The 13333-nt window shown below is 62.3% G+C and carries 16 protein-coding genes; 8 read left to right on the forward strand and 8 right to left on the reverse strand.

Features of this window, described 5'->3' with window-relative positions:
* Window positions 1-189: 189 nt before the first annotated feature.
* Window positions 190-618, reverse strand: a complete 429-nt coding sequence (gene hemJ, locus FR728_RS13870) for a protoporphyrinogen oxidase HemJ (RefSeq protein ID WP_149893315.1) — start codon at window positions 616-618, stop codon at window positions 190-192.
* A gap of 1 nt (window position 619) precedes the next feature.
* Window positions 620-1648, reverse strand: coding sequence for a uroporphyrinogen decarboxylase (gene hemE, locus FR728_RS13875; RefSeq protein ID WP_149893316.1), 1029 nt, complete (start codon window positions 1646-1648; stop codon window positions 620-622).
* A gap of 431 nt (window positions 1649-2079) precedes the next feature.
* Here hemE and FR728_RS13880 point away from each other — a divergent pair, with 431 nt between their 5' ends.
* The 5 genes from FR728_RS13880 (at window position 2080) to dnaQ (ending at window position 5819) form a co-directional block, all read left to right on the forward strand.
* On the forward strand, window positions 2080-2976 hold the full coding sequence (locus tag FR728_RS13880; RefSeq protein WP_149893317.1) for a pyruvate, water dikinase regulatory protein: 897 nt from the start codon (window positions 2080-2082) through the stop codon (window positions 2974-2976).
* Entirely contained in the window at window positions 2973-3566 is a 594-nt protein-coding gene (locus tag FR728_RS13885; protein WP_149893318.1) for a Maf-like protein, read from the forward strand. The genes FR728_RS13880 and FR728_RS13885 overlap by 4 nt, the downstream gene beginning before the upstream one ends.
* Entirely contained in the window at window positions 3563-4408 is an 846-nt protein-coding gene (locus FR728_RS13890) for a shikimate dehydrogenase (protein WP_149893319.1), read from the forward strand. The genes FR728_RS13885 and FR728_RS13890 overlap by 4 nt, the downstream gene beginning before the upstream one ends.
* Entirely contained in the window at window positions 4405-4992 is a 588-nt protein-coding gene (gene coaE / locus FR728_RS13895; RefSeq protein WP_149893320.1) for a dephospho-CoA kinase, read from the forward strand. The genes FR728_RS13890 and coaE overlap by 4 nt, the downstream gene beginning before the upstream one ends.
* A 110-nt stretch (window positions 4993-5102) precedes the next feature.
* Window positions 5103-5819 (forward strand): DNA polymerase III subunit epsilon, encoded by a 717-nt coding sequence (dnaQ, locus tag FR728_RS13900; protein WP_149893321.1) that lies wholly within the window; start codon window positions 5103-5105, stop codon window positions 5817-5819.
* Between the two features lie 92 nt (window positions 5820-5911).
* On the opposite strand, the gene FR728_RS13905 is transcribed toward dnaQ, so the two are convergent.
* Window positions 5912-6898 carry a 2-hydroxyacid dehydrogenase gene (locus FR728_RS13905; protein ID WP_149893322.1) on the reverse strand — a complete coding sequence of 329 codons (987 nt, stop codon included), beginning with the start codon at window positions 6896-6898 and terminating at the stop codon, window positions 5912-5914.
* A 239-nt stretch (window positions 6899-7137) separates the two neighbouring features.
* Here FR728_RS13905 and FR728_RS13910 point away from each other — a divergent pair, with 239 nt between their 5' ends.
* Window positions 7138-7686: an SH3 domain-containing protein gene (locus FR728_RS13910; RefSeq protein ID WP_244304638.1), complete on the forward strand. Its 549-nt coding sequence runs from the start codon at window positions 7138-7140 to the stop codon at window positions 7684-7686.
* 81 nt (window positions 7687-7767) lie between these two features.
* Here the strand turns inward: FR728_RS13910 and fabI are convergent, their stop codons facing one another.
* From fabI to fabA, 3 genes are all read right to left on the reverse strand, one after another.
* Complete coding sequence (gene fabI / locus FR728_RS13915) at window positions 7768-8583, reverse strand: enoyl-ACP reductase FabI (RefSeq protein WP_149893323.1); 816 nt, start codon at window positions 8581-8583, stop codon at window positions 7768-7770.
* A gap of 9 nt (window positions 8584-8592) precedes the next feature.
* Window positions 8593-9816, reverse strand: coding sequence for a beta-ketoacyl-ACP synthase I (fabB, locus tag FR728_RS13920; protein ID WP_149893324.1), 1224 nt, complete (start codon window positions 9814-9816; stop codon window positions 8593-8595).
* 149 nt (window positions 9817-9965) lie between these two features.
* Complete coding sequence (fabA, locus tag FR728_RS13925) at window positions 9966-10472, reverse strand: 3-hydroxyacyl-[acyl-carrier-protein] dehydratase FabA (RefSeq protein ID WP_149893325.1); 507 nt, start codon at window positions 10470-10472, stop codon at window positions 9966-9968.
* A 422-nt stretch (window positions 10473-10894) separates the two neighbouring features.
* Here fabA and irrA point away from each other — a divergent pair, with 422 nt between their 5' ends.
* A complete protein-coding gene (irrA, locus tag FR728_RS13930; RefSeq protein WP_244304640.1) occupies window positions 10895-11332 on the forward strand; it encodes an iron response transcriptional regulator IrrA in 438 nt (145 codons plus the stop codon).
* A 28-nt stretch (window positions 11333-11360) separates the two neighbouring features.
* Here the strand turns inward: irrA and FR728_RS13935 are convergent, their stop codons facing one another.
* Window positions 11361-11885 carry a GNAT family N-acetyltransferase gene (locus FR728_RS13935; protein ID WP_149893327.1) on the reverse strand — a complete coding sequence of 175 codons (525 nt, stop codon included), beginning with the start codon at window positions 11883-11885 and terminating at the stop codon, window positions 11361-11363.
* Complete coding sequence (nth, locus tag FR728_RS13940; RefSeq protein WP_149893328.1) at window positions 11885-12748, reverse strand: endonuclease III; 864 nt, start codon at window positions 12746-12748, stop codon at window positions 11885-11887. Before nth ends, FR728_RS13935 begins: the two co-directional genes overlap by 1 nt.
* Window positions 12749-12770: 22 nt before the next feature.
* Here nth and FR728_RS13945 point away from each other — a divergent pair, with 22 nt between their 5' ends.
* A complete protein-coding gene (locus FR728_RS13945; RefSeq protein WP_149893329.1) occupies window positions 12771-13331 on the forward strand; it encodes a DUF2244 domain-containing protein in 561 nt (186 codons plus the stop codon).
* The last annotated feature ends 2 nt before the right edge of the window (window positions 13332-13333 follow it).

Below are 13333 nucleotides of genomic sequence, written 5' to 3' on the forward strand. Positions count from 1 at the left end.
TGCTGAGATACTGCCGGGATGCTCTGGACAGGTCATACTGTCAGACGCGGTTGCCGGGCTCGGGAAATGCGAAACAGATTGCGTCGCCGGCAGTCAGTGGCACGGACAATAGAAGATTTGAAAATAGGATGCAACACGACTTTCGGCACACTCTGCGGTTTTCACCCGAGTGTGCCGAAGGTCAAAGCTTTAAAACGGTTTACCTATGACGAGAATGACAATACCGATCATCAATACGGTCGGGACTTCATTCAGAACGCGATAGAATTTCGCAGACTTCTTGTTCTCGTCACGGGCAAAGCGCTTGACGCAGCCCGAAAGGTAGCCGTGGGCACCGGACATCAGCAGGGCCAGCGTCAGCTTGGCGTGGAACCAGCCCTGAGAGAAGAACCCTGCGTCATAGGCCAGCCAGAGCCCGACCACCCAGGCAACCATCATCGACGGATTGATGATCGCCTTGAGCAGGCGCCGCTCCATGACCTTGAAGGTCTCCGATTGCGCTGATCCAGGTTCTGCTTCGCAGTGATAGACGAAAAGCCGCGGCAGATAGAGCATCCCCGCCATCCAGGCGATGATGGCAATCACGTGCAGCGACTTCAGCCAGAGATAGAGATCCATATTACCCCCTCTTCACCCGTTCGACCATGCGCGCCACATTGGCCGGATCGGCCTCCGGTGTCACCCCGTGACCGAGATTGAAGATCAGCGGGCCCTTGTCGAAGGTCGAGAGGATGTGGTCGATGCCCTCATCCAGCGCATGGCCACCGGCGACCAGGCGCATGGGGTCCAGGTTGCCCTGGATCGGCACCTGCTTCTGGATTTCCAGAGCCACTGGATCCGGCGCGGTCCAGTCCAGCCCCACCGCGTCCACACCGGTGCCGGCGATATAGCGCTGCAGCCGGCCGCTGGAGGCCTTCGGGAAGCCGATGATGCGGGCACCCGGTCTCAAGGCGCGAACCCCGTCCACGATCGCCCGAGTCGGCTTGATGGACCAGCGCTCGAACCCGGCATCATCCAGAACCCCGGCCCAGGTGTCGAAGATCTGCAGCGCGTCCGCGCCCGCATCCAGCTGACGGACAAGATAGACGATGGAGGCCTGAACCAATTGGTCGATGAAGCGTTGAACCAGCTCGGGATCGCGGTAAGCCCCCACGCGGGCGGCCGTCTGGTCCTGGGTGGTGTGTCCGGCGACGGAATAGCACGCAACGGTCCAGGGAGCGCCGCAGAAGCCCAACAGGGTGGTTTCAGCAGGCAGCTCCGCCCGCAGGCGTGAAACCGTCTCTATGACCGGTTTGAGGTGATCCTCGGCCTTGTCCTGATCAAGACGGTCCAGGATCTCGTGCGAGAGAGGCTCAAGCATCGGACCACGGCCGGTTTCAAACCAGACCGGATAGCCGATGGCGTCAGGGACGACGAAGATGTCGGAGAAGAGAATGCTCGCATCAAAGCCATAGCGGCGGATCGGCTGGAGCGTGACTTCCGTGGCCAGGTCCGGGTCGTAGCAGAAGGAGAGGAAGTCCTTCGCCTTGGCACGGGTCTCCCGGTACTCGGGGAGATAGCGGCCAGCCTGACGCATCATCCAGATGGGAGGCGGCCAGAGCTTCTCTCCAGCAAGCACTCGCATCACCGCACGGTCTTCGGATCTCATGAGGCAGGGCCCCTTTCTCACATTCCCAATCAATAAGATTCTTATTGAATGAATCTGTTTCTTTTATTTGTGGGTGGATTGGTGGGATCAATGAACGTCCACACTCCATCACACAACAGGCAATTCTGGGATAAAATGTCGCGAGGTTTTGGACAAGTTATCATCCACAGCCGGTGATAACCCGAAAACTTGCAGAATCTCAATTACCTGCAGAGGCGTTAACGTTCCGTTTACCTTTTGGGCGAGCGTGGATCGCCTGTGGGAATTGCCGAGCCAATCTGTTAATCCACAGGGGGGAGGACTCGTTTCGGCGGGAGTCAATTAACAACCCGGCTCTGTTCATAAAAAACGGTCTTCGCGGATAACTTTCGGGGGTACCGGGTGAAAGGCGTCAGTCTTCCCCTGTTGCCCACAGGCCTGGGGATAGTTCAGTGAATAAGTCGCGCCACTATTTTCACCTGCATCTCGTCTCGGACTCCACCGGTGAGACCCTGATGACGGTGGCCCGTGCGGCCACCGCGCAATACGAGATGGTTCAGGAGATCGAGCACGTCTATCCGCTTGTCAGGACGCAGAAGCAGCTCGACCGTGTCGTCTCCGAAATCGAGGCCGCGCCCGGCATCGTGCTCTACACCCTGGTCGACCGGGACATCAGCGAGCGCCTGGAGCGCACCTGTCAGGATCTCGGCATACCCTACGTGAACATCCTCGATCCGGTCTTCGCCGTGTTCCAGAGCTATCTGAACGTGACCAAGACCCACCGGATCGGCGGTCAGCACGATCTCGATGCGGAATATTTCAAGCGGATCGAAGCGCTGAACTACACGATGATGCATGACGACGGGCAGATCCCCGATGATCTGAACACTGCCGACATCGTGCTCGTGGGCGTATCCCGCACCTCCAAGACGCCGACCTGCATCTATCTGGCCAACCGCGGCATGAAGGCGGCCAACGTGCCTCTCGTGCCCGATCTGCCGATCCCGCATCAGCTCAACAATCTCACCCGGCCTCTGGTCGTCGGACTGATCGCCTCCGCAGAGCGGATCCAGCAGATCCGCCAGAACCGGGTGCTGTCCCTCAATTCTGAGGGCTACAACGATACCTATGTGAACCGGCAGGAAATCGCGCGGGAGATCAACATGTCCCGCCGCCTGTGCTCCGAACGGGGCTGGCCGCTGATCGATGTGACCCGCCGGTCCATCGAGGAAACGGCCGCCGAGATCATGGATCTCTACCGCAAGCACAGGGCCCAACAGATGGATCGGTCCTCGCAGGAGGCGACCCTTCCGGACACGACAGATCACCAAGGAGACACCCACCAATGACCCTGGTCCTTGCGAGCGGCAGCCGCATTCGCGGCGAATTGCTGCGCAATGCCGGTCTGACCTTTGAGGTCGATCCCGCAACCATCGACGAACGGCTGGTCGAAAAGCCGCTTCTGGACGCCGGCGTCGCGCCTGAGGACATCGCTCTCATTCTGGCGGAAGCCAAGGCCGATGACGTGTCCGCCCGCCGTCACGGAGATCTGGTGATCGGTGCCGATCAGGTCCTGGCGCTCGGCGACGAACGCTTCACCAAGCCGGCCGACATGGAAGCGGCCCGGCGTCAGCTCCTCAGTCTTTCCGGCAAGACCCACGAGCTGATTTCCTCCGTGGTTCTCTCGCAGAATGGCGAGGCCATCTGGCGGGAAACCTCTGTCGCGCGCCTGACCATGCGCCCGCTGTCGCCGGAATTCGTCGGCCAGTATCTCGCCGATGCCGGAGCGGACATCCTGAACAGCGTCGGTGGCTACCAGCTGGAAAGCCTCGGCGTACAGCTCTTCGAGAAGATCGAAGGGGACTATTTCACCATCCTCGGCCTGCCCCTGCTGCCGCTTCTCGGCAAGCTCCGCGATCTCGGGATCCTCAAGTCATGACGAAACATCCCCGTGCGGCCATCACCGGCTGGCCCGTGGCCCATTCGAGGTCTCCCCTCGTCCACGGCTACTGGCTGAAGAAACACGGTCTCGAGGGCGACTATGGCCGACAGGCCGTCGCCCCTGAAGAGGCGGAAGACTTCTACCGCAGCTTTACGACCAGCGGGCTGGTCGGTGGCAATGTCACCATTCCGCACAAGGAACTGGCTGCCCGGATCTGCGATCATCTGGACGAGGCCGCGCGCGCCATGGGCGCGGTGAACACGCTCTGGCTGGGCGAGGACGGCAGCCTCTGGGGCGCCAACACCGATGGGCTGGGCTTCCTGGGCAACATGGATCAGCACCAGCCGGGCTGGGACAGCCGGGTCGGCTCCGCTGTCGTCCTGGGGGCCGGCGGGGCCGCGCGGGCGATCATCTACTCCCTGCTTCAGCGGGGTGTGAAGACCGTGCATATCGTCAACCGAACCCTCGAGAATGCCAGAAAACTGCAGGATGAGTTCGGTCCTGCAACAATGGCCCATTCTTGGGACAAGCTTGGGGATCTCCTGGGGACAGCCGACTTGCTGGTCAACACCACCTCTCTGGGCATGACCGGTAAGCCGCCGCTGGAAATCGACCTCTCTCCCTTGGCCACCCATGCCATCGTCACGGATGCGATCTATGTCCCGCTGCGGACCGAACTGCTGAAACAGGCAGAGGCTCGCGGCAATCCGACGGTGGACGGACTGGGCATGCTCCTGCATCAGGCCGTGCCCGGGTTCGAGCGCTGGTTCGGGGTGCGGCCGGAGGTGGATGAGGCCCTGCGTCAGGTGATCATCGACGATCTCGAGGCACAGGGATGATCCGCATCGGCCTGACCGGCTCCATCGGCATGGGCAAGTCGACGACGGCGAAGATGTTCGCCCGTCACGGCGTGCCCGTCCATGATGCGGATGCGACCGTGCACCGGCTTTACGCCGGCCCGGCGGTTGCCGCCATCGAGGCGGCCTTTCCGGGCACCATCCGCGAAGGCCAGGTCGATCGCACCCTTCTCGGAGCCCAGGTGATCGGCAAGCCCGAGGCCATGAAGCGTCTTGAAGCCATCGTCCATCCGCTGGTCCATGAAGCCGAGCAGGGCTTTCTGGAAAAGGCACGGGCTGAAGGCCGCCGCGCCGTGCTTCTCGACATTCCCCTGCTCTTTGAAACCGGGGGCGAGGCCCGGGTGGATGTGCGCGTCGTCGTCACCGCACACCCGCATCTTCAGCGCCAGCGCGTGCTGGCCCGTCCCGGCATGTCGGAAGACCGGTTCGAGACCATTCTCGCCAAGCAGCTGCACGATGACCAGAAGCGGCTGCGTGCTCATTTCCTCATCGACACGTCCCACGGGGAAGCCTATGCGGAGCGCCAGGTGGAAGCCTGCCTGCGCGCCCTTAGCCCAATGCCCTGACGAAGCGTCCCGTCCAGCCTGAGCTGGGGAATCCCGGGAAAAAGACCGGCAATGCCTTGCCCTCGCCGCGGAAGACGGCACAGTGAGCGCAAGACAGAGGATCCCCGAACATGCGTGAAATCTCCTTCGATACGGAAACCACCGGCCTGAATCCGCGCGGGGGCGACCGGCTGGTGGAAATCGGCGGTGTGGAACTGTTCAATCACGTTCCCACCGGAAAGGTGTTTCACGTCTACATCAACCCGGAGCGGGACATGCCGGAGGAAGCCTTCAAGGTGCACGGCCTGTCCGCCGAGTTTCTCTCCGACAAGCCGAAATTCGCCGAAGTCGCGAAGGCTTTCGTCGAGTTCGTCGGCGATGCAACGCTGGTGATCCACAACGCGGCCTTCGACATGGGCTTCATCAACATGGAGCTTGGCAGGCTCAACATGCCGCCGATCCCGAACACCCAGGTCATCGATACGCTGGATCTCGCCCGCCGCCGCTTCCCAACGGGCCCGAATTCGCTGGACGCCCTGTGCTCGCGCTTCGGCATCGACAATTCCCGCCGGGTGAAGCACGGCGCTCTTCTCGATGCGGAGATCCTGGCCGAGGTCTATCTCGAGCTGAAGGGGGGAAAGCAGCGGGCCCTCATCCTGTCGCCGGACGACGAGGACGACGCAAGCGCCCTGCCTCCGGGCCACGAGCCGGGCAAGCTTGGCCCCTTCAATGCACGCCAGCGGCCGGAGCCGCTGGTCCGCCCGGACATTCGCGCCGAATATGCCGCCCATCGGGCCTTCATCGAGAAGATGGGCGAGAGCGCGATCTGGAAGAAATATCTCGACTGAGTGCTTAACGCCTCGATGTCATGACAAAGGGCCGCCCGATGAAGCGGCCCTTTGCGTATCTCTGATCTGTGACGTGAAGCCGGATCGCCGGCTCACAGCATGGACGGCAGGACCCGATCCGGCGGACGGTGCCCGTCCATGAAGGTCTTGATGTTGATGATGACCTTCTCGCCCATCTCGATGCGGCCCTCGATGGTGGCAGAGCCCATGTGTGGCAGCAGAACCACGTTGTCGAGCTTGGCCAGCTTCGGGTTCACGGCGGGCTCGTGTTCGAACACGTCGAGACCGGCGCCGGCAAGCGCGCCTTCTTCCAGCATGCGGATCAGGGCGTTTTCGTCGATCACTTCGCCGCGGGCCGTGTTCACCACATAGGCGTCCTTCTTCAGCAGGCGCAGGCGACGCGCCGACAGCAGATGGAAGGTGCCGGGCGTATGCGGGCAGTGGATGGAGACCACATCCATGCGGGCCAGCATCTGGTCGAGGCTTTCCCAGTAGGTGGCTTCCAGCTCCTCTTCCACTTCCGGGGTGACCGGGCGGCGGTTGTGATAGTGGATCGACATGCCGAAGGCCTTGGCCCGGCGGGCGACGGCCTGGCCGATGCGGCCCATGCCGATGATGCCCAGGCGCTTGCCCCAGATCCGGTGACCCAGCATCCAGGTCGGCGACCAGCCGGTCCACTCGCCCGCTTCCAGCGCCTTGATGCCGGCAGCCAGACGGCGCGGCACGGCGAGCATCAGCGCCATGGTCATGTCGGCGGTGTCTTCGGTCAGAACGCCGGGAGTGTTGGTCACGTTGATGCCGCGGTTGTTCGCGGTCACCACGTCGATGTTGTCGACCCCATTGCCGAAATTGGCAATCAGCTTGAGGTTGGGACCGGCCTGGGAGAGTACGGCGCCGTCGATGCGGTCCGTGACGGTCGGCACGACCACATCCGCGGTCCGCATCGCTTCGACCAGCTCGGCCTGGGTGAAGGGGCGGTCGCTTTCATTCAGTCGTGTCTCGAACAGCTCGCGCATGCGGGTTTCCACCACATCCGGCAGCTTGCGTGTCACGACAACGACCGGCTTCTTTTTCGCCATATCCTTAAGCCCTTGCCTTTATTGATCTGTCATTAACCACAATGGTTGCACGATGGAGAACATGCGAACATGTCACCGGTCCTGTCATTTTCCTAAACCAGATGGCCGGAAGGACACAAGGGGCAGGTGTGTCGGCGACGTCCCTGCCCGGACCCTCGGATGCTGGCCATCCCGAACGGATTTGGTTAGAGGTTTGTGCAGGATCTCGACCCGGAAAGACAATTGGACAAGCGAATAATATGGCCTTCTTCCTGATGCGTCTAAAACCCCTGCTCGGCCTTCTGGCACTCGCCGGTCTTCTGACGGTTGGAGCGGTGTCCTTTGGCGGATCCGCTCAGGCCCAGACGCCCACGATCGGCCCCAGTGGTCAGCCCATTCCGCGCTTCGTTTCGCTCAAGTCGGACCGCGTGAACGTGCGCAAAGGTCCCTCCCGCGAGCATGACGTGGTCTGGACGTATGTCCATGCCGGTCTGCCGGTGGAAGTGGTGCAGGAATACGAGAACTGGCGCCGCATCCGCGACTGGCAGGGCGAAATGGGCTGGGTGTTCCACTCCCTGCTCTCGAGCCGGAGGACGGCCCTCGTCACCCCCTGGGACGAAAGCCTGACGACCCCGTTGCGTGCCCGGCCCGAGAGTGGGGCGCCGATCGTCGCGGAACTCAAGGCCAATGTGCTGGCCACGGTCACCGAATGCGGCAACGGCTGGTGCCGGCTGCATGGCACGAATTATGACGGCTGGATCGATCAGAAGCGCCTCTTTGGCATCTACGAGGAAGAAAGTTTCGACTGATCGCCTTGCCGAAAATCGATTGCGACCATGAAAAAAGGGCGGCCACTGGCCGCCCTTTCGTGTTTCTGCAGAAGCGTCGGATCAGTCGTCGGAGACCCGGTCCTGCACCTTCAGCTCGTCCAGCCGGGGCATGGACATGATGTTGTAGCCCGCATCAACGTAGTGGATTTCGCCCGTCACGCCGTTTGACAGGTTCGACAGGAGATAGAGACCCGTTCCGCCGATGTCTTCCAGCGATGCGGTGCGGCAGAGCGGAGCGTTGCGCTTCTGATAGTTGAACATCAGACGGGCATCAGACACTCCGGAGCCAGCGAGCGTACGCACCGGGCCGGCCGAGATGGCGTTGACCCGGATGTTCTTCGGACCGTAATCGACCGCAAGATAGCGCACGGAGGATTCCAGCGCTGCCTTGGCCACGCCCATGACGTTGTAGTTCGGCATCACCTTGGTGGAGCCGCCATAGGTCAGGGTGATGATCGAACCGCCCTCGGGCATCAGCTCGGCCGCGCGCTTCGTCACTTCGGTGAAGGAGAAGCACGAGATCACCATGGTCCGGGAGAAATTCGCCCGGGTGGTGTCGGCATAGCGGCCACGCAGCTCGGTCTTGTCGGAGAAGCCAATGGCATGAACGAGGAAATCGATGCTTCCCCATTCCTGCTTCAGGGTCTCGAACACCGCATCGACGCTGTCGATGTCTTCCACGTCGCAAGGCAGCAGCATCTTGGCCCCGACGCTCTCGGCGAGCGGACGGGTGCGGCGGCCGAAGGCCTCGCCCTGATAGGTGAAGGCGAGTTCCGCACCATGCTCGGACAGGGTCTTGGCAATACCCCAGGCGATGGAGTGGTCGTTGGCCACACCCATCACCAGGCCGCGCTTGCCTTTCATGAGACCGGACATGAGGGCTCCTTAGCCGTGATAGCGCGACAGGGCCAGGGAAGCGTTGGTGCCGCCGAAGCCGAAGCTGTTCGACAGGACGGTGTCCAGACCCGCGTTGTCGATCCGCTTGGTCACGATCTCTTCCGGCTTCAGGGCCGGATCCAGCTCGGTGATGTTGGCGGAAGCGGTGATGAAGTCGTGCTTCAGCATCAGCAGGCAGTAGATGGCTTCCTGCACGCCGGTCGCGCCCAGGCTGTGGCCGGTCAGGGACTTGGTGGAGGACACCGGCGGCTGGTTTTCGCCAAACACGCGGCGGATCGCCTCAATTTCCCCGATGTCGCCGACCGGCGTGGAGGTGCCGTGGGTGTTGATGTAGTCGACCTTGCGGTCGCCCAGGGTCGAGGTGGCCAGACGCATGCAGCGCTCGCCGCCTTCACCGGACGGAGCCACCATGTCATAGCCGTCCGAATTGGCCGCATAACCGGTCACTTCGGCGTAGATCTTGGCACCGCGGGCCTTGGCATGTTCCAGCTCTTCCAGAACCACCACGCCACCGCCGCCGGCGATCACGAAGCCGTCGCGGGTCGCGTCATAGGCGCGTGCGGCGGTCTGCGGCGTGTCGTTGTACTTGGAGGACATGGCGCCCATGGCGTCGAACAGGCAGGACAGGGTCCAGTCCAGTTCCTCGCCGCCACCGGCAAACATCACGTCCTGCTTGCCGAACTGGATCTGTTCGGTGGCAGCGCCAATGCAGTGAGCCGAGGTGGAGCAGGCCGAGGTGATGGAATAGTTGATTCCCTTGATCTTGAAGGGCGTGGCAAGGCAGGCCGAGTTGGTGGAGCTCATGCCGCGGGTCACCATGAACGGGCCCATGCGCTTGGGCGAACCCTTTTCCAGAACGATCTGGTGGGCCTGGAACAGGTTCTTGGTGGAGGGACCGCCCGAACCCATGATCAGACCGGTGCGTTCGTTGGAGACGTCCTTGTCTTCCAGACCGCTGTCGGCGATGGCCTGCTGCATGGCGATGTAGTTGTAGGCTGCACCGTCACCCATGAAGCGCAGCTGGCGCTTGTCGACCAGGGCTTCGATGTCGACATTCGGCTTGCCGTGAACCTGGCTGCGGAAGCCGCGCTCGGCATATTCCGGCGCAAAGCTGATGCCCGACTTGCCAGCCCGCAGGCTTTCGAGAACTTCTTCTCCATTCGCGCCGATGGAGGACACGATTCCGAAACCGGTGATGACTACCCGCCGCATGACGGTCTCCTATTCTGATCGAAGCCGCACATCCGCGTCTGACGCCGGATATTCCGGGCTTCCATAGACTTGCCCCGCGCTTTGGGTCGAAAGCGCGGGACGATTGGGGCGTTGCCGGACCGCAAGCCGGTCCCGCGTCGTGGGTCAGATTACTGCTTCGCGAGGCCGACGCGCAGGTCGGTGGCCTTGTAGATCTGTTCGCCGTCGGCCTTCAGCCAGCCGTCCGCGATGCCCAGAACCAGGCGGCCCTTCATGACGCGCTTGAAGTCGATGCCGTATTCGATCTTCTTCACGTCCGGCGTCACCATGCCCTTGAACTTGATCTCGCCGGTGGACATGGCCATGCCCTTGCCTTCGAGACCGAGCCAGCCGAGATAGAAGCCGGTCAGCTGCCACATCGCGTCCAGACCCAGGCAGCCCGGCATGACCGGATTGCCCTGGAAGTGGCACGGGAAGAACCAGAGATCGGGCTTGATGTCGAATTCGGCGCGGGCATAGCCCTTGTCGAACTCGCCGCCGGTTTCCGAGATGTCCGTGATCCGGTCAAGCATCAGCATGGGCGGAAGCGGCAGCTGTGCGTTGCCGGGGCCGAAAAGTTCCCCGCGAGCACAGGCAAGCAGGTCTTCGTAGTCGTAGCTGGAGGGCCGTTCGGTCATTCACGATCCGTTGTCTTGAGCTCCCGCTCTCCGATCGATGCGCCGGTAGGGGAACGTGTGTCTGTTCGTTTGTGTGGCGCTTTCCTAACATAGGGAAACCGCCGCTGAAAGATCATCAGACCCTTATGTTGGGTGTTTCAATGCGTCTTTGGAAGGGAATTGCCGTCATTTTTCACGAGATTGATCAGGTCCGGGACGGGAGCCGAGTCCTGTCGGGACATGAAAAACTTGCATTTCACACCCAAGAAATGGCAGAAAGAAATCAACCGTTGTGCTGGACTTTCGAGGCCGCAGCACAAATGTCATGAGGAAAGGCGCCGGTTATCCTGGTCGCGGGAAGACATTCCGGCGCCGGATCTGCGCTCCACACCGCGTGAACTTGCGCGGAAACCACGAATTTGGGACTGACCGAACGTATGCATATGCATGTCCACGATCATGAGCACGACACGCCGCGCGATGTGACCGACATGCTGCGGGATGCCGGCCTGCGGCCGACCCGCCAGCGCGTCTCTCTTGCCGAAATTCTGTTTTCGCAGGGCGATCGGCACATTTCGGCCGAGCTCCTGCACGAGGAGGCCGTTGCTGCCCGCGTGCCGGTGTCCCTCGCCACCGTCTACAACACCCTGCACCAGTTCACCCAAGCCGGACTGCTGCGCGAGGTGGCCATCGACGGCAACAAGACCTACTTCGACACCAATGTCTCGGACCATCATCACTTCTTCGTTGAAGGCGAGAATTTCGTGATGGACATCCCGGGCGAGAAGGTGGGCATCGGCCTTGTGCCGCCCGCGCCGGAAGGCATGGAAGTCGTCCGCGTTGACGTGATCGTCCGCGTTCGCCCCAAGTCCCAGCGCTGATGAGTGAAGGTCTGGCCCGGTGTCCGGGTCAGGTCCTTTCCGCCTTCCAGTCCAGAACCGTGACCAGCATCCCGGTGGTCGGGTTCAGGATCTTTCCCCGTTTCGCAAAGCCAAGCGCGGCGAGCACCTTGAAAGAGGCCTCGTTGCCCGGTGCGACGATGGCGCAAAGACCGTTCAGGCCCAGGGTCTCCTGCGCATGGGCGAGAAGCGCTGCCGCCCCCTCACGGGCATAGCCGTGACCGCGCCACGCCGGCAGCAGGGCGTAGCCGATGTCGGGCTGCTGGAAACCCTCCCGTTGCAGCAGGGTGATGATCCCCACAGGCGCGCCATCCGCGCGGCGTTCGGCGAGAAACACCCCCATTCCGTCTGCCCGCGCATAGGCCGGCAGGAATTTGTCCTCGATATAGGCCCGTGCGGCTGCCTCATCGTGAATGTTGCGGTCGCCGATATGGCGCAGATACGCCGCATCGGTCATCAGCTGATAGAGGAAGCCGGCATCATCGACGGTCACCGGACGATAGACGAGCCGCGTGCTCGGGGCAGGGACGGACATCAGATGTCTGCCCGGGTCTTGCCCTGCGCAACCCAGCCGGCGACCCGTTCGGCGATTTCCGGCACCGCATCCAGCGCTTCCCGCTCCGGGCTTCGGCACAGATCATAGATCACGCAGCGCTTGCACTCGGGCTTGCGGGCCTTGCAGATGTAGCGCCCATGCAGGATCAGCCAGTGATGCGCATGCAGGCTGTAGTCCGGCGGAATGATCTTCTCCATCACCAGCTCCACGTCGAGCGGCGTCTTGCCCGGCGCAATGCCGATGCGGTTGCCGAGCCGGAAGAGATGGGTGTCGACCGCAATGGTCGGCTGGCCGAAGAAGATGTTCAGCACCACGTTGGCGGTCTTGCGCCCCACCCCCGGCAGCTTTTCCAGCTCCTCGCGCACCGGTGGAACCTCGCCGCCGTGATCCCGGATGAGCATCTCCGACATCAGAATGACGTTCTTCGCCTTGGTTTTGAAGAGACCGATGGTGCGGATTTCCTCCCGCACCCGGTCTTCGCCGAGCGCCACCATCTTCTCCGGCGTATCCGCCATCTTGAAGAGGTTCTTCGTCGCCCGGTTCACGCCCACGTCCGTGGCCTGGGCCGAGAGAAGCACGGCCACCAGAAGCGTATAGGCATTGGTGTAGTCCAGCTCGCCCTCGGGAACCGGGTTGTCCGCGTGGAAACGCTGGAAGATCGCGTTGGTTTCCGCCCGTGAATAGCGCGGACGCTTGAGCACCTTGCCCGGATTGTCGACCGAGGGGGCCTTGCGCTTCGGGCGTGCCTTGGCCGCTGTCGCAGATCGTGCGGCGCGTGGCTTCTTTACCGTATTTGCGGCCGAGGGTTCCGTTGCGTCCGGAGAGCTCTTTTCGTCTGTCATGCACCCTCTATAATCAAAGGTCATGCAGGACGACAACGACAAAACCCCGGCCGACACCGAAGTTTCCGATGCGATGGAAAAGCCGTTCTTTTCCGCCGTCCTCACCCCGTATCGGGCGCTTGGATCCCGCGGCTTCCTGGTGCTGATGCTGTCGCTCTGCACGATCAGCTTCATCGCCGGGATCTTTCTCGTGTCCGCCGGGGCCTGGCCGGTCTTCGGCTTCTTCGGTCTGGATGTGCTGCTCGTCTGGGGCGCCTTCCGGCTGAATTACGCCTCCGCCCGCGCCTTCGAGGAGATCGAGATCTCCCGCACCCAGATCCTGATCCGTCAGGTGGGGCCGGGTCGCCGCCATCACGAGACCCGCTTCAATCCCTTCTGGGTCCGCCTGCTCATCACCGAGCTGGAAGACGAAGGCGTGACCCGCATCGCCCTGTCGTCCCGGGGCGAGATCGTCGAGGTGGGCAAGTTCCTCAATCCGGATGACCGCACGAGCTTTGCCGGTGCCCTGGCCGGCGCACTGGGGCGCGCCAAGGCAGGGCTTCCCCTGCCCGATATTTCTCTGACGGACGCGGCCCCGACCTGAGG

The organism is Roseibium aestuarii (assembly GCF_008477545.1).
In the GTDB taxonomy this organism is placed as follows: Bacteria; Pseudomonadota; Alphaproteobacteria; order Rhizobiales; family Stappiaceae; genus Roseibium; species Roseibium aestuarii.

Bases quoted from the DNA above. Each gene is read 5' to 3' on its own strand.
- FR728_RS13945 (WP_149893329.1), top strand. From the start codon at position 12,771: ATGCAGGACGACAACGACAAAACCCCGGCCGACACCGAAGTTTCCGAT.
- hemE (WP_149893316.1), bottom strand. From the start codon at position 1,648: ATGAGATCCGAAGACCGTGCGGTGATGCGAGTGCTTGCTGGAGAGAAG.
- FR728_RS13905 (WP_149893322.1), bottom strand. From the start codon at position 6,898: ATGGCGAAAAAGAAGCCGGTCGTTGTCGTGACACGCAAGCTGCCGGAT.
- fabA (WP_149893325.1), bottom strand. From the start codon at position 10,472: ATGACCGAACGGCCCTCCAGCTACGACTACGAAGACCTGCTTGCCTGT.
- FR728_RS13935 (WP_149893327.1), bottom strand. From the start codon at position 11,885: ATGTCCGTCCCTGCCCCGAGCACGCGGCTCGTCTATCGTCCGGTGACC.
- irrA (WP_244304640.1), top strand. From the start codon at position 10,895: ATGCATGTCCACGATCATGAGCACGACACGCCGCGCGATGTGACCGAC.
- FR728_RS13885 (WP_149893318.1), top strand. From the start codon at position 2,973: ATGACCCTGGTCCTTGCGAGCGGCAGCCGCATTCGCGGCGAATTGCTG.
- coaE (WP_149893320.1), top strand. From the start codon at position 4,405: ATGATCCGCATCGGCCTGACCGGCTCCATCGGCATGGGCAAGTCGACG.
- hemJ (WP_149893315.1), bottom strand. From the start codon at position 618: ATGGATCTCTATCTCTGGCTGAAGTCGCTGCACGTGATTGCCATCATC.
- FR728_RS13910 (WP_244304638.1), top strand. From the start codon at position 7,138: ATGGCCTTCTTCCTGATGCGTCTAAAACCCCTGCTCGGCCTTCTGGCA.
- fabB (WP_149893324.1), bottom strand. From the start codon at position 9,816: ATGCGGCGGGTAGTCATCACCGGTTTCGGAATCGTGTCCTCCATCGGC.
- fabI (WP_149893323.1), bottom strand. From the start codon at position 8,583: ATGTCCGGTCTCATGAAAGGCAAGCGCGGCCTGGTGATGGGTGTGGCC.
- FR728_RS13890 (WP_149893319.1), top strand. From the start codon at position 3,563: ATGACGAAACATCCCCGTGCGGCCATCACCGGCTGGCCCGTGGCCCAT.
- nth (WP_149893328.1), bottom strand. From the start codon at position 12,748: ATGACAGACGAAAAGAGCTCTCCGGACGCAACGGAACCCTCGGCCGCA.
- dnaQ (WP_149893321.1), top strand. From the start codon at position 5,103: ATGCGTGAAATCTCCTTCGATACGGAAACCACCGGCCTGAATCCGCGC.